This window comes from Sphingosinicella sp. SM1-17 (assembly GCF_056821765.1).
Genome location: NZ_JBPDIO010000001.1, coordinates 808,985 through 835,343, shown reverse-complemented (window position 1 = coordinate 835,343; position 26,359 = coordinate 808,985). Strand labels below are relative to the sequence as shown.

The 26,359-nt window shown below is 63.8% G+C and carries 14 protein-coding genes; 11 read left to right on the top strand and 3 right to left on the bottom strand.

Translation table 11 applies throughout. The annotated features are described in order from the left end of the window. Positions 1 to 2,785 (top strand): M10 family metallopeptidase C-terminal domain-containing protein (locus ACRYLT_RS04225; protein WP_482662860.1); only part of this gene is annotated, 2,785 nt, incomplete at its 5' end. Between the two features lie 8 nt (positions 2,786 to 2,793). Next, positions 2,794 to 3,060, top strand: coding sequence for a hypothetical protein (locus tag ACRYLT_RS04220; RefSeq protein WP_482662859.1), 267 nt, complete (start codon positions 2,794 to 2,796; stop codon positions 3,058 to 3,060). Between the two features lie 49 nt (positions 3,061 to 3,109). Here the strand turns inward: ACRYLT_RS04220 and ACRYLT_RS04215 are convergent, their stop codons facing one another. Further along, on the bottom strand, positions 3,110 to 4,600 hold the full coding sequence (locus ACRYLT_RS04215) for a hypothetical protein (RefSeq protein WP_482662858.1): 1,491 nt from the start codon (positions 4,598 to 4,600) through the stop codon (positions 3,110 to 3,112). Between the two features lie 242 nt (positions 4,601 to 4,842). Between ACRYLT_RS04215 and ACRYLT_RS04210 the strand changes: the two genes are divergently transcribed. The 4 genes from ACRYLT_RS04210 to ACRYLT_RS04195 all read left to right on the top strand — a co-directional run bounded on the left by ACRYLT_RS04210 (position 4,843) and on the right by ACRYLT_RS04195 (position 10,460). Then, on the top strand, positions 4,843 to 6,165 hold the full coding sequence (locus tag ACRYLT_RS04210) for an O-antigen ligase family protein (RefSeq protein ID WP_482662857.1): 1,323 nt from the start codon (positions 4,843 to 4,845) through the stop codon (positions 6,163 to 6,165). Positions 6,166 to 6,282: 117 nt separating this feature from the next. Continuing rightward, positions 6,283 to 6,987, top strand: a complete 705-nt coding sequence (locus ACRYLT_RS04205) for a polysaccharide biosynthesis/export family protein (RefSeq protein WP_482662856.1) — start codon at positions 6,283 to 6,285, stop codon at positions 6,985 to 6,987. Between the two features lie 19 nt (positions 6,988 to 7,006). Then, the gene (locus ACRYLT_RS04200) at positions 7,007 to 9,229 is read left to right on the top strand and encodes a GumC family protein (protein WP_482662855.1); all 2,223 of its coding nucleotides are present in this window, start codon (positions 7,007 to 7,009) and stop codon (positions 9,227 to 9,229) included. Positions 9,230 to 9,281: 52 nt separating this feature from the next. Further along, positions 9,282 to 10,460, top strand: a complete 1,179-nt coding sequence (locus ACRYLT_RS04195; RefSeq protein ID WP_482662854.1) for a hypothetical protein — start codon at positions 9,282 to 9,284, stop codon at positions 10,458 to 10,460. Positions 10,461 to 10,553: 93 nt separating this feature from the next. Here the strand turns inward: ACRYLT_RS04195 and ACRYLT_RS04190 are convergent, their stop codons facing one another. Continuing rightward, entirely contained in the window at positions 10,554 to 10,805 is a 252-nt protein-coding gene (locus ACRYLT_RS04190) for a hypothetical protein (protein WP_482662853.1), read from the bottom strand. Between the two features lie 221 nt (positions 10,806 to 11,026). Here ACRYLT_RS04190 and ACRYLT_RS04185 point away from each other — a divergent pair, with 221 nt between their 5' ends. After that, complete coding sequence (locus ACRYLT_RS04185) at positions 11,027 to 12,037, top strand: M48 family metallopeptidase (protein WP_482662852.1); 1,011 nt, start codon at positions 11,027 to 11,029, stop codon at positions 12,035 to 12,037. On the opposite strand, the gene ACRYLT_RS04180 is transcribed toward ACRYLT_RS04185, so the two are convergent. Then, the gene (locus ACRYLT_RS04180) at positions 12,034 to 12,810 is read right to left on the bottom strand and encodes a metallophosphoesterase family protein (RefSeq protein WP_482662851.1); all 777 of its coding nucleotides are present in this window, start codon (positions 12,808 to 12,810) and stop codon (positions 12,034 to 12,036) included. The two genes, ACRYLT_RS04185 and ACRYLT_RS04180, sit on opposite strands and share 4 nt — an antisense overlap. Positions 12,811 to 13,138: 328 nt before the next feature. Here ACRYLT_RS04180 and ACRYLT_RS04175 point away from each other — a divergent pair, with 328 nt between their 5' ends. The 4 genes from ACRYLT_RS04175 (at position 13,139) to ACRYLT_RS04160 (ending at position 26,331) form a co-directional block, all read left to right on the top strand. Continuing rightward, positions 13,139 to 13,690, top strand: coding sequence for a hypothetical protein (locus ACRYLT_RS04175; protein WP_482662850.1), 552 nt, complete (start codon positions 13,139 to 13,141; stop codon positions 13,688 to 13,690). A 121-nt stretch (positions 13,691 to 13,811) separates the two neighbouring features. Continuing rightward, a complete protein-coding gene (locus tag ACRYLT_RS04170; RefSeq protein ID WP_482662849.1) occupies positions 13,812 to 16,889 on the top strand; it encodes a CHAT domain-containing protein in 3,078 nt (1,025 codons plus the stop codon). Further along, the gene (locus ACRYLT_RS04165) at positions 16,889 to 18,658 is read left to right on the top strand and encodes a ShlB/FhaC/HecB family hemolysin secretion/activation protein (RefSeq protein ID WP_482662848.1); all 1,770 of its coding nucleotides are present in this window, start codon (positions 16,889 to 16,891) and stop codon (positions 18,656 to 18,658) included. Before ACRYLT_RS04170 ends, ACRYLT_RS04165 begins: the two co-directional genes overlap by 1 nt. 14 nt (positions 18,659 to 18,672) lie before the next feature. Continuing rightward, positions 18,673 to 26,331: a hypothetical protein gene (locus ACRYLT_RS04160; protein WP_482662847.1), complete on the top strand. Its 7,659-nt coding sequence runs from the start codon at positions 18,673 to 18,675 to the stop codon at positions 26,329 to 26,331. The last annotated feature ends 28 nt before the right edge of the window (positions 26,332 to 26,359 follow it).

Here is a 26,359-nt window from a genome sequence, read left to right as displayed (position 1 = left end):
GACGGCGCTGCGCCTGGTCGGCAACGATCTTGCCAACATCATCTACGGCAATGCCGGCGACAACTTCATCTTTGGCGGCGGCGGCATCGACCAGATGACAGGCTTCGGTGGCAATGACGATTACTATGTCGATCAAAGCGGCGACATTGTCATTGAGCAGGCCAATGGCGGCTTCGATCGCGTGATCACCAGCGTCAGCTACACCCTCTCCGCCAAGGTCGAGGCGCTCCAGGCCTATGATGGCACTGCGCTCACCGCCATCGATCTCACCGGAAACGATCTCAACAACGTCATCTACGGCAACGCCGGCAGCAACGTCATCGATGGCGGCAGCGGTGCCGACACCCTGTTCGGCAATGGCGGTGCCGACACGTTCGCGTTCACCTCCTCCCTCGGGTTAGCGAATGTCGACATAATCGGCGACTTCACCGTCGGCGAAGACAGGATTCTGCTTGGGGGAGAAAGCGGCCAACCCTTCGCGGCTCTTGCCTCCGGCCTTCTCGGCCCAGGTTCGTTCACCACCGGCACGGCCGCGACTCAACCGAACCATTACATCATCTACAACTCCGCCACCGGGGCGCTTTTTTACGACGCCGACGGCAATGGCGCGGGCGCGGCGGTGCAATTCGCCACCTTGTCCGCCGGGCTCGCTCTGAACGCGAGCAGCTTCACGATATCTGGTCCGGAAAACCGCCCGGCGATCATCACCTCCGCCACGACGGCCAGCGTGGCGGAGAACAGTCCGACATCGACGATCGTCTACCAGATCGTGGCCAACGATCCCGACGGGGATACAATCAGCTATTTCATCGGCGGCCTTAACGCCGACAGGTTCACCGTGGACCAGTTGGGTGCTGTTCGCCTTCGCACGCCGGCCGATTATGAAACTCTGCAGTCGTATCAGTTCACCGCCATGGCAGCTGATTCATCTGGCAACGGCGCGAGTCAGACGGTCACGCTCAACGTCACCGACGTCGCCGAAGACGGGACCGGACCAACCCCGATCAATGCGGAGACGAGCGGCTCGAACAACAGCCGGTTCGAAGCCCAGGTGATCAATCGAGGCGTTCTCGCTCCGTCGTCCAATCCCAACCTCTCCAATGACGACTTCCCAACCGTAACCATACAAGGCTCGGTGGCGCCCGCGTCGGACATCGACTTCTACTCGATGACGCTTCAGGCGGGCGAGCTGCTGATTCTCGACATCGACGGGGTGACCGGTGGCCTCGATACCGTCATCCGCATCTATGATTCGAGCGGCGCTGAAATCGGACATGTGGATGATGCTCCGCTCGACTCCGGCTCGGCGCCGCATCCCAACATCGCCGGAGCGACGCTGGATTCATTCGCCACCTTCCGGGCACCGACCAGCGGAACCTATTATTTCTCGGTGGAATCCTATGGTCCAGGCCTCGAAAACGGGCCGGGAACCGGAGATTCGTCCGGATCCTATAACCTGCACGTCAGCATCGGGCCCAAAGCGAGCCCCGCCGAACTCCTCGAGGAGGACATCCAGGCGCTGATCAGCGGTGCGAGGTGGCCCGGCAATTCGATCACCTACAGCTTTCCGACGCTGGCCAGCCATTATCCGGCGGGCACGTCGGAAGCGACCGCCGAGAACAATTTCGCACCATTCACGTCCGTCCAGCAGCAGGTCGTGACCCAACAGCTGCAACTGATATCGCAGGTCGCCGATCTGACCTTCAGTCTCTTGCCACCCGGCCCTGCCAACCTGCGTTACGCGCTGAGCAGCGAGCCCGATGTCGCTTATGCCTATTATCCAGGCGGGGGTCTCGGCGGAACGGCTTGGTTCAACAATGGCAATAGCGGACGCTTCGCCAATCCGGCGTCCGGCAACTATGCTTGGATGGGCATCCTGCACGAGACTGGGCACGCGCTTGGGCTGAAGCACGGGCACGAGCTTCCCGCGATCAGCTTCGAGCGGGACACGCTGGAATATACGGTGATGACCTATCGGAGCTATCGCGGCGCCCCGACCGGACCGGGGGGCGGCTACACGAATGAGACGTGGGGTTTTCCGCAGTCGCTGATGATGCTCGATATCGCCGCGCTTCAGCGCATCTACGGCGCCAATTTCAGTCACAATTCCGGCGACACGACTTACAGCTGGAACACGTCGACCGGCCAGATGTCGATCAATGGCCTGGGGCAGGCGATCCCGGGTGCCAACCGGGTGTTCATGACCATCTGGGACGGCGGCGGCAAAGATACGTACAACCTGTCCAACTACAGCAATGCCGTAATCATTGATCTACGGCCGGGGGGATGGACCACCACTTCCCCGGTTCAGCTCGCCAACCTAGGCGCGGGAAATTTGGCGAGCGGCAACGTCGCCAATGCATTGTTATTCAACGGCGACACGCGCTCGCTGATCGAGAATGCGATCGGCGGTTCCGGCAACGACACGCTCATCGCCAACCAGGCGGCGAACCGGCTGACCGGCAACGGCGGATCCGACACCTTCGCCTGGCGGTCGAGCAGCGACGCCGGAACCGGCAATTTTGCGGACACGATCGCCGATTTTCTGCGAGGTACGGACCGGATCGACCTCAGTGCGATCGACGCTATTGCCGAAACGGAAGCCAATGACGCCTTCAGCTTCATCGGGACCAGTGCCTTCAGCAACGTCGCCGGACAGCTCCGCTACCAAATCGAAGGTAGTTCGGTACGGGTTCAGGCGGACCTGGACGGCAACGGCATCGCTGACATGGAGATCTTCGTGAACAACACCTCCAGCCTTTCGGCCAGTGATTTCCACCTCTAGGATGCGCCATGAAACGTTACTCGGTGCTGCCGCTGATCCTCATCGCGTCGACTGGCTCCGCGTGCCTGAGAAAGGCTGAGATGACTGGAAACGGGCTGCCGCCCGCTCGGGACGGCAACATTGCGATCCAGGAAGAGCTCGACGCGGCGCGTCGAGCGGGCACAGTGGAAGCTTATGATCTGTTCATCATCCGGCACCCGCGTCATGCATTGGCAGAAACTGCTCGTCGCGAACGCGAGCAGATAAGCCGGGGGCGTGGGCGTCGGGCTGATTGATCTGGCTCCGCCGGATGAGTCGTTCGCCTGACGTTGCACGCTCGGCGGATCATTCCTCCGCCGCGCTGAGCACCCGATAATTCAGCCGACGGCCGTTCAGCGTCGCCGCGCGCAAAGTCACCCGTCGCGATTGGCCGCCGAGCAAATAGGGACTGCCGCCAAGCCGGGTGATGGTTGAATCCTCAACCACGGTGTCTGATAGATTGTAGCCGAGATAGCCGGACCGGATGCTCGCGCGGGCAATTCGGCTGCCGCGCACGTTCTGGAAGGCGCCCCGCGCCGACACAGTATCTACGTGGATGGCCACGAACTCGCTGTTGGTGACATGGCGAGCGACGAGGCCGTCGATCTGCACCGACTCCACTCGACAGCGGGTGGTGCCGGTCTCGCTGTTGCCGAGTATCAGCGACTGGCCGTCATGTGCGGTCGCCGCCGTTCCGCCGCGAACGGTGACGGATTCGAGGGCGACGGCATTGATCAGGGCAAGGTACGTGCGCTCGTCTCTTCCGATGCCGGCATAGTCGATGCGGCCGATCTCAATGCTTCGGGGCCTTGTCGAGCGGCGCACCGGGTCGTTCACCGAATTCACGGCGTGGGATCGATGACCACGGGCGCGGTGGCTGCCGATGAACACACCGGCCGCGTTGCGCAGTACCAGCCCGCTTTCGCCCAGGTGCAGCGAGCGTCCATTTCTGTCGACATAAGGCGGGCTTGAATCGGGGGCGTAAGCGGGGTCCGTATCGAGGCTGCCGATTCTTACGTCGCGAACGTAGCTTCGCGGATCTGCCTGAAGAGCGCAAGTACCGCCACGCACCGATCCGACCCGCACCGATTCGACCGGTGCCGAATAGGCCCCCTCGGGTTCCAGATCGAGCGAGGCGTAGCCACAAGCTCCACCGTCGATCCGGTCGATGTCGATGTTCCGACCTCCGACTACTGCGACAATGTTGCGAAGTATGTTCTCGCCATGGACACTGCCCAGCCTGACTCCCTCCAGCGTCGCTCCCACTTGGCAATGGATCATAACGAGATCGCCGCGTATGTCGCGCCCGCGAATGTTTCCGATCCGCACGTTGCGGACGGGCTGCTCGCCGCGACGGGCACGCACTTGGAGGCCATGGTTGAACTCGGAGCCGCCGGGCCTGAACAATCGGATGATGCCTTCGATCGAACAGTCGCCGATAGTAACGTCGCTGCCTTCGATCAGCAGCAGGCTATCGTCAAACATGGCCGTGGGAAGCTGTCGGAAGCGGGTGGAAAAACCATCGGTCAGCACGGTCTTCCCGGCCGGGATACGAAGGCTGGTCATCGAATACAGGCCCGCCGGCACATGCAACCGGTCGTGAACCCTCAGCGCCTCTTCGAAATAGCGGGTCAGGTCGGTCTGGACGCGGCCGCGGCGTATCTCTGCCTGCAGGCGTGACGGAATGGTGTCGAGCACCGAAGGTGCTGTGGGCGGCGACTGGGCGCCACATCCCTCCGCCAGCGGCAGGGCGAGCGCGCCTGCGATCAGTGATCGCCTGGTGATCAGCGGAGTCATCTTCACTTCCGTAACTTCGGCGGCTGTGCAGAACAACTCAGCCGCGACCGCCATGCTAGTGGCGGTCGAGACCGGAACCTGCGCTGAACGGCCGCTCGCCCGACGGGCGCGGTATCTAGCACTTGACGTCGACGGTTTTTGCCGAGATTTGACCCGTTCAAAACGCATGGCCATGGGGAAGATCAGCGGTGCGCCCGCTCCAACACTCGGCAGCAACCGCTAGGCTGCGCTTCGGATTGTTCGTGTTTCTGCTTCTGCTCTGCCTGGTCGGCGGCGGCGGCAGTCGTAACGATATTCAGTCCCTTCTCTATCTCCAGCCCGCCGCGGTGGTGCTCACTGCGCTGATCCTCCTCGTTCCCGGTGATGTTGACTGGCGGTCGATCCGTGCCCCGCTGCTGCTGTTGGCGGGGCTTATCCTCGCCCACCTCATCCAGTTGGTGCCGCTAGCTGCCGAGACCTGGGCGGCACTGCCTGGTCACGGTCGCTTTTCCGAGGCCGCCGTTCAGTCCGGTCTTGCACCGCCCGCGGGGCCGCTCAGTCTGACCCCTGATCTTACCCTCGCCAGCTTGACGGGACTGGTCGTGCCGGCAGCGGTTCTACTTGGCTACGCGGCTTTGGGGCCTGGCGAACGGATGATGCTTCCAGCATTACTCGTGATTGGAGTGGTGGGCAGCGCCGTGCTCGGCGTTGCCCAGATAAGCGGTGGAACGGACAGCCCTCTCTATCTCTACCGAATCACCAATCTCGATTCTGCCGTTGGCTTTTTCGCGAATCGGAACCACCAAGCAGTCTTCATAGCGGCTGGGTTCCCACTGCTCGCTGTATGGGCAACGCAGCCCAGCCAAAGACAATCGCAGGTGCGGTGGTGGTCGGCCGCTGTTCTAGCTTTGCTGCTGGTGCCGACCGTCCTGGTCGCTGGATCGAGGGCAGGGCTGGTCATCGCTTCGGTTTCCGTGGTAGCGACTTGGCTCGCCTTCCGAGATTTTCTTGTCGACTCACGCTGGAGCTCGCGCGACCATCGGCTGGCGAGGTACCTATTCGTTGGTGTCGCTGCGCTTGTCGTTCTGGCCGCGGTTCTGCTCTCCCGGGCGCAGGCTTGGGAGCGGCTGCTTAGCTCCGACCAAAGGGCTGAGGCGCGGCTGAAAAATGTCGGCACCTATCTCCAAATGGCAGCCGATTTTTTCCCGACCGGCTCGGGCTTCGGCTCGTTCGATCCGCTGTGGCGAACCTACGAGCAGATCGAGGATTTGCGGCCGACCTATCTCAATCACGCGCACAATGATGCGCTCGAACTAGTGATAACCGGCGGGCTCCCGGCGGCCTTGGTTCTGTTCGCGTTCCTCCTGTGGTGGGGCGTTCGAACCGTGTCGGTGTTCCGCGCCGACAGCCGCTCGGCTTCCGCCGGGCGCGCCCGCGCAGGATCGATCGTGATCCTGCTCATCCTGTTGGCAAGTGTGGTCGATTACCCGCTGCGGACGCCATTGATGGCATCTGTGTTCGCGCTTTGTTCCGGCTGGCTCAGTGACAGAGTCCGACCGGAGCATGGATTCGCGAGGCCTCGATGACGCGCCTTAAGTGCTTTACTAAGAATGACGCTATGCCTAAACGGTGACTGGTAGCCGGTTGGTATCTGGCGGCTAAGCGCGAAATCGCGCCTGATCGGATTACGAGAGGTTAGCTCGATGCGTTGGTTCATCGTCCTGATGGCGCTGATGGTCGCCGCCTGTGCGTCGCAGCGGCTGGTCGGCAATGAGAATTTGAAAGTCGTGCCGGCGTCAGAGCTTCCGCCACCGACTCGTTCAGACTTAACCGCGGGAGTTCAGCCATACCTGATCGGCCCTTATGATCGGCTGAGTGTGGACGTGTTCGGAGCTCCCGATCTGAGCAAGACCGTTCAAGCGGACGCCAGCGGCCGCATTGCGTACCCGCTTGTCGGAGAAGTCGAAGCTGCAGGACGAACCCCTCAGGAGCTTGCTCAGCTCATCCAAGATCGGTTGAGGGGGCGCTATGTTCGTAATCCGGAGGTTACTGTTAACCTAGTCGAGATGTTCAGCCAAAACGTCACGGTGGATGGCCAAGTAACGCGCCCTGGTCCCTATCCTGTCAGAGGCAGGATGACTTTGATGCGTGCAGTCGCAGCGGCTGGTGGAACCACTGAGTTTGCTCGAGAAAGTCACGTCGTGGTGTTCCGTCGCGCAGAGGGGCGTGAGCTGGCAGCTTTGTATAACCTCGGGCAGATCCGCCAAGGCGTTTATTCCGACCCCGAAATTTACGCCAATGACGTCGTCGTCGTAGGCGAATCGCACGCGCGGCGTCTGTTCAGGGATCTGATTCAGGCATCCGGTGTCCTGACGACGCCCCTAGTTGCAGTGGTGAGTCGTCAATAGTTTAGTGATTGATTGAGAAATGAACCGAATTTTTGTTCCTGAAGGATCTCAGAGCTCAAGCGCGGCCGCGCTCGTCCAATACGAAGGCGAGCCGGGGATTGTCTCGCCACGTACAGAGCCGGTGCTTTCTCGCTACTTGAAGATCGCGCACAGGCGGAAGTGGCTGATCCTCGGCATTACTGCGGCAGCACTGATCGTGGGCTTAATCGTCACCTTGCTTACTACTCCGCTGTACAGCTCATCCGCCACCATTGAGATCAAACGCGAAGGCTTGGATATCGTCGCCGTCAACGGCGTCGAGCCAGAGCCGAACGCCGTCGACATGGAGTTCTATCAGACTCAGTATGGCTTGCTGAAAGCTCGCTCGCTGGCAGAGAGAGTGGCCGAGGATTTGCGCCTCCACGACAACCCGACTTTTTTCCGAACATTCGGCATCACCTCCTACGAGGATCAGTTCCAGAATGGCCGTCCAACCCGCGCGGCGGCCGGAACGCGGCGGGATCGTATTAGCACCGCAGCCGGGATATTGCTCGAGAATGTCGCCATTGCGCCGGTGCCATTTTCGCGTCTCGTCGAGATCAAGTTCACCAGCCCCGATCCGGTGCTCTCGGCTCAGATCGCTAACGCTTGGGGTGCTCACTTTATTCAAGCAACCCTTGCACGTCGGTTCGAGGCAACATCTTACGCTCGCAGCTTCCTTGAGCAGCGTCTTCAGCAGCTGCGGCAGCGACTGGAAGAGTCCGAGCGACAGGCGGTCGCCTATGCGGCGCGACAAGGGATCATCAGTGTGCCGACCGGGCCTTCAGAAGGGGGCGCCGCCGCCCCTGAAAGGCCCCTTGCAGCTGAGGATCTCGCTGCTTTGAACCAGGAACTCGCTCGAGCAACGGCGGATCGCGTCAGGGCCGAAAGTCGCCTACGCACCTCCGGCGGCGGCAATATTGCCGAGGCCCTAGAGAACCAGGCGATTGCCTCGCTCCGTGCGCGTCGGGCGGAGCTTGCGGCGCAGCACGCCAGCATGCTCGTCAACTTTGAACCCGGCTATCCGCCTGCCCAAGCCTTGGAGGCGCAAGTTCGGGAGCTCGATAATCTGATCACCCGCGAGGTGGGCCGAGTAACCAGCAGCCTTCAGGCCGCATATCAGGCAAGCGCCGCGCGCGAGACAGCACTTCGGGCGCGAGTCAACGCGGCCCAATCTGAGATGCTCGACCTCCGTAACCGATCGATCCAGTATAACATCTTCCAGCGCGACGTGGATACAAACCGGCAACTCTACGACGGGCTCCTCCAGCGTTACAAAGAGATTGGCGTTGCCGGTGGTGTCGGCGTGAACAATATCGCTATAGTCGACCGCGCGGAGGTTCCCGGTGGGCCGTCGAGCCCGATCCTCCTCGTCAATCTTCTCATAGCTCTCGTTGCAGGTGTTGGTCTTGGAGTGGCTTTAGCGCTTGTTCTTGAGCACCTCGACGAGGCGCTGAAGGATCCGGTCGAGGTCAGGGAGAGGCTCCAGATTCCGCTACTCGGCGCCGTACCGAAGATTTCCGGCGTAGACCCTGTTAACGAACTGGAGGATCCGAAGTCGGCGCTCACCGAGGCTTATCTGTCGGTGCAGACCAGCCTCGCTTTCGCGACCGATCACGGCGTTCCGAGCGCCCTTGTTGTGACAAGCTCACGGCCGGGAGAGGGTAAATCGACTAGCTCCTACGCTCTCGCCAAGTCTTTGGCTCGAAGTGGAAAGCGCGTCCTCCTCGTTGACGGAGATATGCGCAACCCCTCGGTTCATCGTCTGCTCAATCTCCAGAATGCTCACGGGCTGAGCAACTACCTTGCCGGCCATGACGACTGGCGTTCGACCCTCCACGCTTTGCCAACTCCGGGATTAGCGGCGATGTCAGCCGGTCCACTACCGCCGAATGCCGCTGAGCTTCTAACTAGTCCCCGACTGGTCGAGTTGCTCCGCGAGCTACGCGATAGCTTCGATCATGTAGTGATCGATGGTCCCCCCGTGATGGGACTTGCCGATGCTCCGCTTCTGGCCAGCCAAGTCGAAGGTGCCATCTTCGTTCTTGAGTCCAACTCCACCAAGGCGGGGCTTGCTAAAGTGGCGCTCAACCGGCTTGCGAACGCCCGTGCTAGGGTGCTCGGAGCTGTTGTGACCAAGTTCGATGCCAAGCAGTCGGGGTATGGCTACAGCTATGCTTACGAGTATAGCTATGGCTCCAAAGCAACTACCGAAGGGGCCTAGCGGGGCAAGATCATTGGCTCTGACCGTTCGACCAAGTGTTTTGCTTCGGAGCTTGGCAGTAGTTCTGTCAGCCACCGTGCTGACCTGGGGCGTCCTCGTCGTTAGCTTTGTTGGCGTCACCCGTTCCTCTAGACCGGAGCACGCTCTTCGCTGGAACTCGTCGGATTCCGAGGCGCTTGCTGAGCTGGCCGAGCAAGCAGTCACCGGGGATGCCGCAGCGAGGGCGCGTGCCGCTCTCCTTGCCGAGGCGTCACTAAAACGAAGCCCATTGTCTTCTAAAGGCGCCCGCGTTCTCGGAGTGGCTCAAGCTGCCAGCGGCAACGAAGCCGCAGCTCATCGGCTGCTATCCTATGCACTGATGCTTACCAAGCGCGATTTGCCGACACAGCTCTGGTTCATCGAGGCAAACGTTCGAGCTAACAACATAGCCGGTGCCCTCGACCATTACGACATGGCCCTCCGCTCGTCACGTGATGCCGCTAGCGTGTTGTTTCCAGTCTTGGTAGGCGCGACTCGAGATGACGATGTGGTCGAGGAAATTGTCGACCTCCTGAAAACGGATCCTCCATGGCGGCTTGCTTTTCTTCAGAGCCTAGTAAGTGAGGGTAGTAACCTTCGCAACGTCGCGATCATACTCTTGCAAACAGTCACGCCACGGCGTGATCCGCAGTTCCATGACCTGGCCCAGTCTTTGATGGCTAGGTTGGCGGCTGCCAGTGACTTCGACGCCGCCTTTGCGCTATACCGGCGTATGAGCGGGCGCAACCCGGGCCTGCTTAGAGATGGCGAATTCGAAGAGCAGGCTCTGTACCCGCCGATCGATTGGCAGCTAGCAAGCGAGCCGGATCTCGCAGCACTTCCCGGTCCTGGAGCTCGACCCGACGGTGGCTATGCGCTCTTCCTGACGTCCGAGGCCGGTCGTGGTGGCGAGCTGGCCCGCCAACTCATCCGGCTCCCGGCGGGCCGCTATGTTTTCACGGGAGTAGCCGGCGAAGTGCCAGAGGACCCTGCCGGGCGACCCTATGTCTTGATCAGTTGCGCGGGGCGCGGCGAACCACTGCTCCTTAGGTTCGATATGCCTGCCGCCGGCAACGAGGGTCGGAGCTTCGAAACCCGGTTTGACGTGCCCGTGGGTTGCCCGGTGCAATGGTTGCGCATTGCTGTGCGCGGAGTGCTCGACCGCCCTGCGCATCACCCTTGGCTTGATTCCCTGCAGATCCGGAGGCGCTGAACGACTGCATTCGAAACGAAAATAAAGTCCGGAACCGAGACGCAAAAAAATAGCGGCCCGAAGGCCGCTATTCTGTTCCAAGTGGCAATCCGATCAGGGGCTGTCGGGGCCGTCACCGCCACTGGTCGCGGCGAGAACACCGGCCACGACTGCCACGATCGCGAGCAGCGGGATGATGAAGCCGCCGTTCAGAGCGCTGGCCTCGTCCATTTCAGCGCCGCTGCGCTCGGCAGTAGCCGCCGCAACCGACAGGCTCGAGGCAGGATTGGCGGACTGCGCCAGAACCGGCGTGCCGGCCATCGAGGCCGCGAGCATCGCCACCAAAGATGCCTTCTTCAAACTCATTATCGAACTCCCTGTTGAGCTGGCCGTAGCTCGACTGCCACAGCTATCTATCTATGACAACCCCCAATTTCCGCGGCCGATTGTTGGCATGCGCGGTGTTGCGCATTTGCACCCGCGGTGCCGTAAACCAGCGGCCCGGAAAATGGTTGCCAGTTCATCCGCCAAATCCCTTAAGAGAGGCTTACCGCCCTTCCAGGCTCGACGAATTGCGTGAGAAGCCCTTGATCAGACGTGCCTTTCTTCGCATCTTCATTGGCGCCTCATTGTCGTGGTGCGTTTTCCCGTCCGCTGCCGCGCAGGGACCGGTGGAGCAGTCGCTCCTCGGAATGCGGGAACTCGACGGACGAGTCGCCACGATCGGCCATCGCCTTGCGACGGCGAATCTCGACCTTTGCCGAGCGAATCAGTGGCTCCCCGGATTCGCCCTTCACGATCTTTCGCAATATGGCGCGGACTATCGCCCGGCCGCGATTCGGTCCTTTCGTCTCGACCGCGGCCCTGCGGTTCTGGCCTTGGCCGCGGATGGTCCGGCGGAGCGATCCGGGCTCCGGCTCGATGATGTTGTTGTCGCGCTGGATCGGATTGTGCTGCCGCGCGGGGCTCCCGACCGCGAGCGCTCCTTCGACCAGATGGAGCGAATCCTCGCCATAGTTGAGTCCGCCTTCGCCGATGGAACCGCAGAGCTCGCGATCGACCGGAACGGCCAGCCGCTTTCGCTGACCTTGCAGGCGGAGCAAGGCTGCGCCAGCCGCTTCCAGCTGGTCCCGTCGACCAAGCTCAACGCGCTTGCGGACGGGCGCTACGTTCAGGTGACGACGGCGATAGCCACTTATGTTCGCGACGACGACGAACTGGCCGCCGTTCTTGCTCACGAATTCGCCCACAATATCCTGGCGCATCGGGCGCGGCTCGACGAAGCGAATGTCGAGCGGGGGTTTCTCGGCAATTTTGGCCGTAATGCCCGTCTGATCCGCGAAACCGAGATCGAGGCCGATCGTCTCAGCATCTATCTGCTCGAAAGGGCCGGCTACGATCCGGGTGCGGCCGTCCGCTTCTGGTCACGTTTCGGCCGTCGCGGCCTCAATTTCCTGGGCAGTGCGACGCATCCGAACTGGCGCCGGCGCATCGCCATGTTCGAGGCCGAAATCGAGAGGATCAGGCTGGCCCGTGCCGCGGGGCGAAAGCCGTTCCCCGATTTCCTGCCGAACCGAAACCCCGCCGACGCCGACTAGGTGGACAGGAACCAGCGCTGGTCGCCCTCGAGCCCGATGGCCGTGAGACGACCCGTGGCATAGGCGCCGGTGTCGATGCCGATCCGGTTGGGGCGAAGATCGATATCGTCGGTGATCGTGTGCCCGTGGATCACCAGCTTGCCGAAGCTGTCGCGGTGGGAAAGGAAATCTTCCCGAATCCATCGCAGGTCGGAGGCGGATTGCTCCTGGAGACTCACTCCGGGCCGGATCCCTGCATGGACGAAGAGATAGTCCCCGACCTCGATCCACTCCTCGAACGACGAGAGGAAGGCGACATGCTCGGAAGGCACGCGCTCCCGAAGCAGCGAAGTCAGATCGTCGAAATCGAGGCTCCGATACTCCGCTTCGCTGATCCCGTAGCTGAGAATGGTTTCGCGACCGCCGATCCGGACGAAGAAGCGCATGGCGCCCCGTTCTCCCCTGAGGGCGCGAAGGAAAACTTCCTCATGATTGCCCATCAGAAATCGTGCTGCAACCGGTCCGCGGCTGAACGAGATCAGGCGCTCCACGACGCCGCGGGAGTCCGGTCCGCGATCCACGAGATCACCCAGAAAGATGATCAGCGTGTCCATCGTGCCGCGCTCGGCCCCGTCCGCTTCGATCTTCTGGAGCAAGTCCTCGAGCAGGTCGAGCCGGCCATGAATGTCGCCCACGGCATAGATTCGCCGGCCATCCGGGACAGCGAGTGGCGCGGGTCGGCGCGACATCAGGTTCAGTAGAGCTCGAACGGGCACTCGAAACAGCCGTCTCATGTGGCGGGGGGCGCTTGAGATAGGCGGGGTCAAGCGCGGGTTCAATTGCGATTGAAGCGCTCGGGCGAAACTTGACCGGAAGCGTCAGGCCATTATCAAAGGCTCGGGCGTGGGACGGCTCGTGCCGTTGATTTGGGTAAGATCAGTTTGAAGACAGAATGGCTTCTGGCGGCGGCGATCTGCGCTGTGCCTTTTCTCCTTTTCGGAGCTTTCGAATTGTTCGCCTTTCTCCGTCGGCGGCGAATGGAGGCGATCGCTCGCCGACCGAAGCATCGGCCGGCGAATGGTCGTGAGGGGTCCCCGAAAGCTCTTCGGCGCTAGCCTCTTGGTGATCCTGCGCTCAAGGCGAGCAGCGGGCCGGCTGCTCCTCCTCTGGCTGTTCGTCTTCGGCTTCCAGGGTGCCGCCCTGGCGGCTGTCGAGGTCGCCTTCTATTCGCGCGAACTGGGCGGGAACAATTTTCCCCATGCTTTCGTGACTCTTCGAGGGACTCTCGACGGCACTGGGGAGCGCGTGGATACGAGCTATGGATTCACCGCAAAGACGATCACGCCTGCCATCCTTCTGGGATCGGTCGCGGGTGAGGTCATCGTCGAAGGGCCTCGACAGATTGCGCGCAGCGATCGCCAATTCTCGCTCGTGGTCAATGACCGACAATATGCAGCCGTGATGGCGGTCGTCGAACGGTGGCGCAACCGGCCGCAACCGTCCTACAATCTCAATCGCCGAAACTGCGTCCATTTCGTGGGCGAGATTGCCCAGGCGCTCGGGCTGCGGATCCCGTCCGCGCAGCGACTGATGAAGCGGCCACGGTCCTTCCTCGTCGCGGTTCGCGAGGCCAATCCCGGCCGGCTCGAATCGGGGCAGACCGCAGCTCGTTGATCCGATTGCTAGCTAAGCCTGTGGACTCGCTTACGAAACGCTGTAGGCTTTCAGGCTGAGTCGGTTGGCCCTATAGAAGCGATCCGGTCATGCCGACGCGCAGCAGGAATGGGGGCGAGCGATGCGAGGCTATCAGGCGATTATTGCCGCGGCTTTGGTGCTTTCCGGTACCTCCCAACTCGGTGCCCAGGAGATCCGGCCCTCGCTTCAGAACAGCTTTCCGCTCGGCACGGGCGGCGTGGCTCAGTGCCAGGTGCAGAACAGCGGCATCGATCCGGCCGTCGAGACGATCTTCGATCGCGCCTATGCGATCGTCTGCCGCGACGCCGCCCAGCCCGTCGGCCGAATCTATGCGCTGAGGAAATCGGGCGACGATCCGCAAGGCCGGCTTGCTCGCTTGCGCTCGCAGCTCGCCAACTGCGACGGCGCCGCCTCGACGGTCGAGCTGGAGGAGTTGAGCGAGGTCAGCCGAGCCGAATGCCGGCTCAGCCAGGCTGATGTCCGTTACCTGGTTTATGCGCATGAAAGCGGCCGCACCCTCTATGTCGCGGAAGGTCTTGCGGGCTACGATTCGGCGCTTCGACTTGGTCTTCGCACCATCGTTGCCGACCGGATAGTTCCGGGCGAAGTGGAGATAGCGTCTACCGGCGTCGGCGATCCGGTCGCCTTTGCCCGCGTCCAGGCGGGCAGTCTCGATGCCGCGCAGGCGCTACAGGAAGGCTATCGCCGCAATAATAGCGGCAATTATGCCGAGGCGGCCGAATTCTTCGAAGCATTGCTTCAGCGTAGCAGCTCGGATCAAAGCCGGCGCGAGCTCGGCGAGTTCCTGATCAACCGCGCGCTTCAGCGCTCCAATCTCGGTGCCTATGACGAGGCCGATGTCCTGTTCGCGCAGGCCGAGGCCCTGCCGACCTCCGATCCGGTTCAGCTCCGGTTGCGGCGCAACTTCCGAGCGCTTCATCTGATGAATCAGCGCAGGTTCGACGAGGCGCAGGCCCTCCTCGAACGACCGCTCCAGGGCTCTTCGACGCTGAGCGGCGGAGCCCTCGCTCGGGCGGCGATCACTCCGGAGGCGGCTGAAGCCATCAACAGCGCGGACCCGCTGGCGCAGCAGCTGACCGGACGCGTGGCACCACTGACGCCCGAAGAGCGATCCGCCATTCTCGACGACCAGGCGCTGCTCCTTCGTGGAACCATCGACCGGGCCCAAGGGCGCCCGGAGCAGGCCGAAACCCATATATCCGCCGCGCTTGCCGATCTGCTCAGCATCCGCGGCGGCCGGGTCACGTCGATCGCGCGCCTGCGCTCGCAGGGGCTGAGCGAACTGGCGCTGATCGCCGAGGCGCGAAATGATCACGAGCAGGCGGACCGCCTGTTGCGCGAGGCGGTTGAAGTCCTTGCCATCGAATATCCCGGCTCCATTGCCACTGCCTCGGCTTCCGCGCGCCTGGCGGCCTATTTCGCCCGCCGCGGCCGGAACGATGAAGCCATCGATCTTTACCGGGGAATCGTCGGGAGGGCTTCCGAGGGGGTGCTCGGAAGCGGTCTTTCAAGCGACATTCTCGCCCCTTATTTCGATCTCTTGGCACGCGAAGTCGTCCGGCGGCCCGAGTTGGCGGCGGACTTCTTCCTTGCGGCCGAGACCCTGGCCCGGCCGGGTGTGGCCAGCACTCAGGCGGTGCTCGCGCGTGAGTTGAGCGCCGGCGAGGACGAAGCCGCTCGGCTGTTCCGTCAGGCGGTCAATCTTTCCCGCCAGGTCGAGCAGGCGCGGATCAATCTCGCCCGAGTCACCGCGGACGGTGAGGCGGCCCCAGCACAGCGCGAGGCTGCGCAACTGCTCCGTCAGGAGCTCGAAACGCTCGAGCGCGAGCAGTCGGCAACTCAGGCCAAGCTGGCCGACTTCCCCCGCTACCGGGCGCTGTCGACTCAGGCGCTGACTCTGCAGGACCTCCAGTCGACGCTGCGTCCGGCCGAAGCCTATGTGAAGATGTCGCAGGTGGGCGAAGCCATCTATGCCATGGTGATCACACCGGAATCGGCGATCGTCCACCGGTCGGATCTTTCCGCGCCGGAACTTGATGAGGCTGTTCGGACGATCCGGAGTACGCTCTACACGGTTCGAAACGACCAGGTTCTGACCTATCCTTTTGACGTGGCTAGTGCTCGCCGTCTCTACGTCGACCTGTTCGGGCCGGTCGCGCCTCGCTTTGGCTCGGCCCGGCATCTGATCTTCGAGCCCGCCGGAGCGATGCTTCAGCTGCCGCCGAACCTGCTGGTGACAGAGGATCCGGCGCCGCGGAACGCCTCCATGAACGTCGTCGACGACTTCGATTTCCGAGGCATTGCATGGCTGGGGCGGACCCACGACATCTCGACCGCCGTTTCGGCACGGGCCTTCCGCGACATGCGCTCCGCTCCGCCGTCCAACGCTCCGAAGGAATATTTCGGCGCCGGCCAGAACACGCCGCTCAACCCGGCACGGGTGACGCAGATCGCCGCGTTCAGGGGGATCGAGGGCGGCGCCAATGATTGTTCCTGGCCGGCGGCGGCATGGAACCGGCCGATTTCGGCGCGCGAACTGTTCACCGCTCGCTCCGTGATCGGCGCGGAGGGCTCGGAACTGCTGGTCGAGGACGAATTTTCGGACGTCGCCCTCAAGCGGCGGCAGGACCTGTCCCAATATCGCATCTTGCATTTCGCGACGCATGGGCTGGTCACCGGGCCGCGACCCGATTGTCCGGCCGAACCGGCTCTGCTCACCTCGTTCCCGGCCAATCCGGCGGCGGCCGGCCAGTCCGACGGGCTGCTCAGCTTCCGGGAGATTTTCGACCTTCGGCTCGACGCCGATCTCGTCATTCTCTCGGCCTGCGACACGGCGGCGGCAGCAACGAGCGAGGCGACCCGGGCGGCCGGTCTGTCGACCGGCGGCGACTTCGCTCTCGACGGACTGGTGCGCGCCTTCATCGGCGCAGGCGGCCGTTCGATCGTCGCCAGCCATTGGCCGGCGCCCGACGATTTCAACGCGACCGAGCGATTGATCGGCGGCCTGTTCTCATCGCCGGCCGGAACCTCGACAGCGGCGGCGCTCAGGCAGGCCCAGATCGAGCTCATGGACCGCGCAGAAACGTCGCATCCTTATTACTGGGCCGGCTTCGCCGTGATCGGCGACGGCAGCCGTCCCGTGCTGAGGACGCGCTGATGAAAGCCGGGGGGGTGAAAGTGGTGATGAAGTGCATGCTGCTCGCAGCGGCTTCGATGCTGGTGCTGGAAGCGCCGGTGCTGGCGCAGCAGACGCCCAACGTCCCGGTTCCCACGCGGGAGGAGCTGGAGCGGATCCCCGTTCAGTCGACCCGGCCGCAGCCGCGGCGAGTCACGATCGAGGGTGAAGTCGAGCGGGCCCCCTGTCCGCTTGCGGCGCCGGAATATGGCGCTCTCACTTTCACTCTGTCCGACGTGGTGTTCAACGAGCTTCGGGCAGTGACGTCTGACGAACTGCGGCCGGCCTGGTCGGAATTTGCTGGGCGAACGGTGCCGCTCGCGACGATCTGCGAAATACGCGACCGCGCCGCCACCATTCTGCGCGAGCGCGGCTATCTGGCCGCTGTGCAGGTCCCGCCGCAGGAGATCGAGAACGGAGTGGTCAGACTGGACGTGCTGATGGCGCGCGTGGTCGCCGTTCAGGTCCGCGGCGATGTCGGCCGCTCCGAAGGAATGATCGCCGGAATCTTGCGCGGCATCCAGGACATGCCGGTGTTCAACGAGATTGAGGCCGAGCGCCACCTGCTGCTGCTGCGCGATCTTCCCGGCTACGACGTTCGCCTGACGCTTCGGCCTGCCGGAACGGCGGTTGGCGAGGTGATCGGCGAAGTGACGGTCGTCCACACTCCGGTCGAGGTCGACCTCAACGTGCAGAATTACGGGTCGCAGAGCGTTGGCCGCTGGGGCGGCCTTCTTCGCGCGCAGTTCAACGGCCTCACCGGCCTCGGCGACCGGACGGTGGTCAGCGGCTACACCACGGCGGATTTCGAGGAGCAGCAGGTGCTGCAGCTGTCGCACGATTTCGCACTGGGTTATGACGGGCTCAGGCTCGGCGGCCGCTTCACTTATGCCTGGAGCCGGCCGGAAACGGATCCCGATCTCGGAATTCGTGCTCGAACGATGATCGCGGGCGTTGACCTGACCTATCCGTTCCTCCGAACCCAGTCGGCCAACCTCTTCGGCACCGCCGGGTTCGAGGCGATCGATCAGGAGATCGACCTGCTGGAGACGCTGACGAACCGGGATCAGTTGCGGATCATTTTCGCCCGGGCCGATTTCGACGCCGTCGACCAGGCCAGCCTCGGCCGCCGCCCCGGCTATACCGGACTCGTGCCGCGCTGGCGCGTGGCGGGAAGCGTCGAGATGCGGCAGGGTCTCGACGTGCTCGGAGCGACGGAGTTCTGTGCCGCCTGTCCCGTGCAGCCGAGCCGTGTGCCCGGAACTGCCGAAGGGACCGTGTTCCGCGCCTCGGGCCTGCTCGAATTCCGGCCCGTGCCGAAGGTGGCGTTCAGCCTTTCGCCGCGCATCCAGTACAGCCCCGACGCCCTGCTCGCGTTCGAGGAATTCTCGGCGGGCAACTACACGATCGGGCGCGGCTACGACCCCGGTTCGCTGGTCGGCGACAGCGGAGCTGGATTCCAGGCGGAGTTCAGGTTCGGCAACATCTACCCGCGCACCCTGGATGGCTTCGCCTTGCAGCCGTTCATTTTCTACGACGCCGTCTGGCTGTGGAACAATGACGACGGCCTGCGGGGATCGGAAGAGCTTCATTCGATCGGCGGCGGCGTTCGCGCCGCTTATGGCGATCGAGCCCGGATCGACGTCGCTCTGGCCGTGCCGCTGACCCGGATCGGTCTGCTCGACGAGCGGCCGGACCCGCGGATCCTCGTTTCGCTCACGACCAGACTTCTGCCCTGGACCCGCCGCTAAGGAAGGATCGGTTTATGCCCCGCCTGATGCAGCATGACGGAAGCGCCCATCGTCCCGGGCGTTCAAGCTTCCTGCTGTCCACCTGCGCCTGGGCGGCGCTCGCGGCCGTCTCGCTCCAGCCGCAATCGGCCCGTGCCCAGGCCTTCCAGGGGAGCATTGTGTCGGGCAACGTTACCCGCGACACGAGCGGTCCGGCCGGGACGGAAACGATCACCGTCAACGCACCACGGACGACAGTCGAATGGCGGATCACGTCGACGGGCGCGACCTACAATTTTCTGCCGGAAGGGAACACTGCGACCTTCACCAACGGCGACGGCGTTGGCGACTATCTCGTCATCAACCGGATCATCGCGACCAACCCCACCTCCACGCCTCGCGTCGACTTCTACGGCACCGTTCTAAGCCAGATTGACGGCCAGACCGGCGGACGGATCTGGTTCTACGCCCCGGGCGGCATCCTCGTCGGCTCCACCGCCGTGTTCGACGTCGGCAGCCTGCTGCTTACCGCCAACGACCCGATCGACATTGGCGACGGTACTTTCCGATTCAGCGCGGCGCCCGGAAGCACGGCAAGCGTCGTCAATCAGGGCCGGATCAGCGCCGGTGGGAGCGATGCCTATGTTGCCCTGATCGCTCCGCGCGTGCGCCAGGCCGGAACGGTTCAGGTCAACGGCTCCGCCGCCTATGTCGCTGCCGAGCAGGTCGATCTCACGATCAACGGCACCTTGTTCGACATCAATGTCGGGATCGGCTCGGACGCCGACCAGCCGGGAGGGACGACTCTCGAACATAGCGGCACCACGATCACCGACGAGCCGGAGTCGGGCTATGGCAGCGAGCCTCGCCAGGTCGTCATGGTCGCCGTTCCCAAGAACAATGCGGTCACCATGCTGGTGACCGGCAATCTCGGCTACGAGCAGGCCAGTTCGGCCTCCCTGTCGGGCGGCCGGATCATCCTTTCGGCCGGCTACAATGTCGGCGGCTCGACCATCGGTTCGCGGGCCACCTCGACGGCGGCCGCGGCCGACGTCCGGATCGGCGACATCGCCGCCAATGCGGAGTTGGTCGGGCAGGCGACGGGAAGCGCCGTGGCCGAGGGCGGCTCGCTTCAGTTCGCCAGCTCGCTCAGCCTTCAGGCGGCTGCCGAGGCCGCGCTTCGAACCACCTCCGGCGGCAGCGCGTCGATCGCCGGCGACCTGTTCCTTGGCGCCGACGGCGCTGCCGGCAGCGCGGGCAGCGCCACTCTCGAGGCCGGGGCGGACAGCACGATCACGATCGTCGGAGGCGCCTCCGTGTCGGCGGATGCGCTGGTGTTCGATTCCGGCGACTCCGACAATGGCATCAATGCCCAGGGCGGAAGCGCAGCCGTGATCGCGCGCAACGGCAGCTCGATCAGCATTGGCGACGAACTGACCGTTTCAGCGGACGCCACGGCCGGCTTCGGAATCGTTCTGGGCGGCAACGGCACTGCCGGGTCGGCGACCATCGAAGCCGAGGGCGGAGCGATCGACGTCGGCGGCGGCATAGAGGTGTCGGCGATCGGTGTCGGCGGAAGCGGCGACAGCGGCGGCATCGGCCGTGGCGGAGAGGTGCGATTGTCCTCGATCGGCGGCTCCATCTCGGCCGCATCGAGCGTTCGCCTCAACGCCGGCGGTTATGGTGGAAGCGAGGTTGGCTACGGGTCGGACGGCGATTCTTTCGGCGGCACTGCGACCTTCGAGGCGATCGCCGTGGGTGGAGTGGGCGGCGACATCTCATCGGGAGAGGGTATCGAAGTGCTTGCCGATGGCGGCTTCGCTGGCTTCTCCGAGGATTATGGTCCGAGCGCCGACGGTAGCGGCGGCGATGTAAACGTCACCATTCAGGGCGGAAGTGTCACCGGGGTCGAGCTCCTCGCTGCCGCTCGAGGTGCGGGCGGCGACGGAGAAACCGGCTTTTTCGGCGCCGCTGACGGCGGGCGCGGTTATGACGGCACCGGCGGCAATGTCACCGTGACTATCGGTCAGACCGATGCAGCAATCCTTCCGCTGACCGTCGATGTTCGCGGCACCGGTGGTGAAGGCGGTTTCGGCGTGAATGGCGGGGCCGGCGGAACCGGCCAAGGAGGAAGCGTCACGCTGGCAGTGGCGTCGGGATCTCCGGAGCTTGGCGGACTTGCCATCTACGCTACCGGGACGGGCGGCCTCGGCGGCGATGCGGATACCGCAGAAGGTGACGGGCCGGGGGTCGCTGGCGCGGGCGGCGCGGGGCTCGGCGGAAACGTCCTGGTGGAGATCGGCTCCGGTGGAGCGCTCGACTTGCTCGATTCCTTCATCGATGTCAGCGGTCAGGGCGGTGAGGGCGGCTACGGCAGCCTGAATTTCGGCAATGCGCTGAGTCAGGATGGCGGCGCCGGCGGAGCCGGCGGGGACGGCACCGGCGGAATCTTCGAGGTTCGCACCACCGGTGGGATACTCACCGCAACGGGTGAGGCCGGGCTCGAGCTCATCGCCAATGGCCGAGGCGGTCGTGGCGGAGATGGGGGTTTGGCTTCCAACGATAGTGGAGTCGGCGGCGCCGGCGGTAACGGCGGCAATGGCCGTGGCGGCACCGCTTTTCTGAATGTCCAGGGCGGAAGCGTCAGTGCACCCGACACCCGCATTCAGAGCAACGGCACCGGAGGTGCGGGCGGGGCTGGTGGCGACGATCTCGGCTCGGGTGGCGCTCAGGGGAGTGTCGGGGCCGCCTCCGGCGGACTCAGCCGCATCCTCGTGGCCGACGCCAATGGGGTCTCCGGCAACGCTTCGCTCGGTGCCGCAATCATCGAATCCCAGGGCCTGAACGAGTTCGGCGAGCCCGACTTCGGCGGTGGCTCAGGACGAGTTCTGATCGAGGATCTGGGTACCGTCGCGGGCGGTCTGGAATTTGCGAGCCTGGACGTTTCGGCGGTCGGCTCGCCTTCGGAGGACGGGCCAGCTTTCGAGCTTCGAAGCACGGCGGGCCCGGTCAGAACCGGAAGCGCGTTCATCTCGGTGAGCGGCGATGCGGCGATCAGCGCCGAAGGGAGCGGCGGGCTCGAGGGCTCGGGCTTCGTCTCGATCGACGCCGGTCGGAACATCATTCTGACCCATGCCGCGCCTGCGACCGGCGCGAGAACCCTTGCCGGGGGCACGGTCTCGCTGCTGGCCACCGACTCGATCTCCGGGAATCCGGACAGCCTCATCGCGGCTACTGACGGCGATGTCGATCTTATCGCCGAAACCGTGGATGTCGGGCGAGTGACTGCGACTCGGGACATCTATGCCAGTGCCCAGTCGATCGGCATTCAGTCTGCCGTCGCCGGCCGCGACGTGTCGCTCTTCGCCGACGGTGACGCAAGCGTCGCCTTCGCCGAGGCCGGCGACGATTTCCTTGCCACCGTCGGAGGCGGATTCACCGGCGGCACCATCATCACCACCGGTCTTGGCGAGGATGACATCGGCGGGGACGGGCTTGCTTTGCTCAAAGACGGGCCGCCGGCCGCCGGTGGCCCGGCGGGCAGCAACATCCTCGTCGCCGCGGGAGAAGATATCGACCTGGACAATGCCGATGCCGCCGACCGGATCGATCTTGACTCTTCGGAGGGCCGGATCGTCAGTGTCGGGCTGCTGCGGGCCGGGTCGGATTTGTTCCTCAGCGCCAATGAAGCGGTCGCGATCAATGACGCGGACGCCGGCACTTTCATGTTCATCGACGGCGAGGAAGTCACCGCTCGTAACCTGTCCTCCGGGGGCACGCTCGTCGCCGTCAGCGGGTTCGGCGACATCGCCATCGACTCGGCGACCGGTGCCTCGATCTTCATTTCGGGTTCGGGTGCCGCCGAACTGGGGGCAGTCCAATCCGAGTCGGGTATCAGCGTCAGTGCGAATGGAATCACTGTCGACGAAGCTTCGGCCGGGGACGATATCACGCTCGACAGCGATGGTGACATCGTCGTTGGCACAGCCGAGGCTGGCGACGATTTCCGGGCAAATGCCGTCGGCACCTTCACCGGCACCGACATCGCCGCGACCGGCCTCGGAGAAGATACCGAGGCCGGCTATGGCGGCGATGGGTCGAACATCGTCGTACGCTCCGGCGGCGACCTCCGGCTCGACGACGGGACCGCGGCGGACCTGATCGATCTGGTCTCTTCGGACGGCAGCATTCTGAGCTCGGGCACGCTTTCCGCAACCGGACTGGTTGCCAGTGCCGCCCTCGATTTCGCGCTCAGCAACGTCACCGTCGTCGACAGCCTGGCTCTGACCGCGACCAACGGCTCGATCAGCGGCAACAGTTTCGCCAGCGAGGGTGACGTTGTCCTGAACTCCACAGGCGGCATCACGCTTGGGGAGATTTCGGCGAGCGTCGACATCACGCTCGACAGCGACGGTGACATTGTCGTCGGCACGGCCGAGGCCGGCGACGATTTCCGGGCAACAGCCGCCGGCACTTTCACCGGCACCGACATCGCCGCGACCGGCCTCGCAGAAGATACCGAGGCCGGCTATGGCAGCGATGGCTCGAACATCGTCGTTCGCTCCGGCGGTGACCTTCGGCTCGACACCGGAACCGCAGCGGACCTGATCGACCTGGTCTCTTCGGACGGCAGCATTCTGAGCTCAGGCACGCTTTCCGCCACCGGACTGGTTGCCAGTGCGGCACTCGATTTCGCTCTCAATGACGTCGCCGTCGTCAACAGCCTCGCTTTGACCACGACGAATGGCTCGATCAGCGGCAACAGTTTCAACAGTGAAAGAAGCATCCTTCTCGATTCCTCGGACAATATCGTCCTTGCCAGCGCCGACGCAGGCGGGATTCTCAACCTTGTCGCCAATGGCGACATTGATGTCGGCAACCTCGTGGCAGCCGATGAAGTGTTCGCCCGCTCTGGCGGCAACACGATCATCGACGGGGCGACCAGTGGTGGCTCGATCGTCGTTCAGGCCGATGGCACGGCCAGTCTCGGCACTCTGGAAGCGGCCGTCGACATCGACGTCAACGCCGTGGCGATCTCGCTGGCCGAAGGCCGAGCGGGACGGGATGTCGGTCTGACGAGCAGCGGCAACATCGATGTGACTTTCGCTGAGGCTGGCGACGATTTTCTCGCCGATTCGGGCGGCTCCTTCAGTGGAACCACGATCGTCACAACCGGCCTTGGTGAAGACGACAGCTCGAGCAGCGAACTCCTGGCCAACGGCAAGGGGCCGGCGGCCTTTGGCGGTCCGGCCGGCAGCAACATCGTGATCGCGGCTTCCGGCGATGCACGGCTCGACAATGGCACTGCCGCCGACCGGCTCGAGCTTTCGTCCGACGGCGTCGTTCGTAGCGACGGCCTGCTCCGCGCGGGCGATGGGGTTCAGGTCGTGGCGCTCGGCGATGTCGCGATCAACGACGCTCGGGCGTCCAACTCGATACTTATCGACTCCGGGGGGACTGCAACGGCCCGTGATCTCGTGGCCGGGGCATTGATCGACCTGTTTGCAGCGACCGGCGTCGACGTTCGGACCGCGACCTCCACCGGTGAGATCTACCTGTTTACGGACGCCGGTAATATCAGCGCCGAGGCACTGAGCGCCGGCGGCGGCCTTTTCGCTACGGCACTGGATGGCGACGCGACGATCGGAAGCGCGCAGTCCGGAAGCGACATGAACCTTTCTGCCGGCAATCAGCTCACGGCTGGATCACTGAACGCCAACGGCTTCGTCCTTGCCTCGTCGGGCGCCGATACGACGATTGAGAACGCTTCGGCCGGAGAGTCCATGATCGTCAGCGCCGGCGGGTCGGCGACACTCGGGAATCTCGACGTCGCGAGCGACCTTGTCGTGACGGCGGCCGGGATCGCGCTTACCAGCGGCACTGCCGGACGGGACATCCTGCTCGAGAGCGGCGCCGACATCAGTGTCGGCTTTGCCGAGGCGGGTGACGATTTCATCGCGACCGCAAGCGGCGCCTTCACCGGCGACACAGTCGTCACGACCGGCCTCGGCGAGGACGACTCCAGCGAGGGCGAGGCGCTGGAGCTCAAGTCCGTCGCTCAGGCGGCCGGCGAGTCGGGCAGCAACATCCAGGTTCAGGCTTCGGGCGATATCCGGCTGGACAATGGCAATGCCGCCGACCGGATCGAACTGGTATCCTCCGGCGGACGCATATTGAGCGCCGACCGCCTGAGCGCTGGGAGCGACCTCGATCTCGAGGCAGATGGCGGCATCGATTCAACCCGGCTCGCGGCAGGAGGGTCGATCCGGCTGAACTCCATCGGCGACATTCTCGTGTCCACCGACCTGGCAGCGGGCGGGCCGATCGAGGCCGTAGGCCGGTCGGTAACGCTCAATGCAACGGGACCGCTCAGCTTGGCCTTCGTCAACGCCACCGGGGGGAATGCCGCGCTCAGCAGCGGCGGCAATCTCTCCATCCAGAACGTCATCGCCACCGGCAATGTCGCCGCCAGCTCTGGCGCTGTTCTGACCGTCACCGGCAGCATCTCCGGGCAGCAGATCGATCTGGCCTCGCAGGACCTCGCCATCGCCTCGCCCGCGCGGATCGGATCCCTCAGCGGGACCAGCCGGATCGGCATCGTCGCGACTGGGGCGAATGGAGGCACCGTCGTCCTGGGCGGGAATCCGGGCGGTAGCGGCTATCGGCTCGACAATGGCGAGTTTGGTGCCTTTGCAGCGCGCAACATCAGCTTCCGGAGCGACATCCAGGGCGGGACTTTGCGGGTCGAGGATTTCGCTGCCCGCGGTGGCCAGGGACAGAATGCCAGTGTCACTCAGCAACTCACCATCGAGAGCGCCAACAATATCGAGATTGCCGGGACCGTCGCCTTGAACGATGCGACGAGCGACAATGTGCTCAGCTTCGTCGCAGCAAACGAATTCTTCGCTGACGCCGGAGCGGCCGACATTTCGGTGACCAACGGCAGCGCTCTTGCGGGCGAACTCAGGATCGAAGCCGATTCGATCGTCGTCGCCAGCCGCGCCGCCGCGGACCAGGCAAGGACCGCAACCACGACGGCGAACCGAGATTTTCGACTCGGGCAGAATGACGGACCGGCAAATGACGCCGGCTATATCCGGGCCAACGGCGTGACTCTCGCGGCCTCCGATCGAATTTGGGTGCAGAATAGCGGCGCTTCGAGCCAGACCGGGGATCGTCGGGGAATCACTGCCGGACCGGCTGGAATCACCCTGCTCGGCACTGGAAACGGGCCGGTGGAGATCATCGTCAATGGCCGCCAGGAGGGTAGCGCAGGAGTCTTCGTCACCGGGCGCGATCTGGTCGGCCGGGTTGAAGTCGACGGCGAGTTCGCTCGCGGATCGACCATCAATGGCTGCCTCATCGGTGGAGCCGGCTGCAGCCTCGAGTTCAGCGAAACGCCTGTCGTCCAGGACATTGTTCGCGAGTTGGTCGACGAGAAGGAAGAAGATGAGGAATCCGAAGGCCTTGGACGGCCGCCGCTGGTCCGCCTGGCCTCGCTGATTCGGCTCCTCGGATATCCGTTCCAACCGGTGATAGACGAGCCGGTGACCGGCACCGGCAACGAGGATCAATGGCAGGTTCCGCCGACCTCGCTGATCGGACCGCCGTCAACCCCGGACCAGGAGATCATCGACGAGCCGGTGACCGGCACCGGCAATGAGGATCGCCAGAGCCGCAACCCTCTCGATTGAGCCGCTTCCAGTGGAAACTGAGATTTTT

Excerpts from the sequence above, each read along its gene's own strand:
- ACRYLT_RS04215 (WP_482662858.1), bottom strand. The coding sequence starts at position 4,600 with ATGACTCCGCTGATCACCAGGCGATCACTGATCGCAGGCGCGCTCGCC.
- ACRYLT_RS04205 (WP_482662856.1), top strand. The coding sequence starts at position 6,283 with ATGCGTTGGTTCATCGTCCTGATGGCGCTGATGGTCGCCGCCTGTGCG.
- ACRYLT_RS04190 (WP_482662853.1), bottom strand. The coding sequence starts at position 10,805 with ATGAGTTTGAAGAAGGCATCTTTGGTGGCGATGCTCGCGGCCTCGATG.
- ACRYLT_RS04200 (WP_482662855.1), top strand. The coding sequence starts at position 7,007 with ATGAACCGAATTTTTGTTCCTGAAGGATCTCAGAGCTCAAGCGCGGCC.
- ACRYLT_RS04160 (WP_482662847.1), top strand. The coding sequence starts at position 18,673 with ATGCCCCGCCTGATGCAGCATGACGGAAGCGCCCATCGTCCCGGGCGT.
- ACRYLT_RS04180 (WP_482662851.1), bottom strand. The coding sequence starts at position 12,810 with ATGAGACGGCTGTTTCGAGTGCCCGTTCGAGCTCTACTGAACCTGATG.
- ACRYLT_RS04170 (WP_482662849.1), top strand. The coding sequence starts at position 13,812 with ATGCGAGGCTATCAGGCGATTATTGCCGCGGCTTTGGTGCTTTCCGGT.
- ACRYLT_RS04220 (WP_482662859.1), top strand. The coding sequence starts at position 2,794 with ATGAAACGTTACTCGGTGCTGCCGCTGATCCTCATCGCGTCGACTGGC.
- ACRYLT_RS04165 (WP_482662848.1), top strand. The coding sequence starts at position 16,889 with ATGAAAGCCGGGGGGGTGAAAGTGGTGATGAAGTGCATGCTGCTCGCA.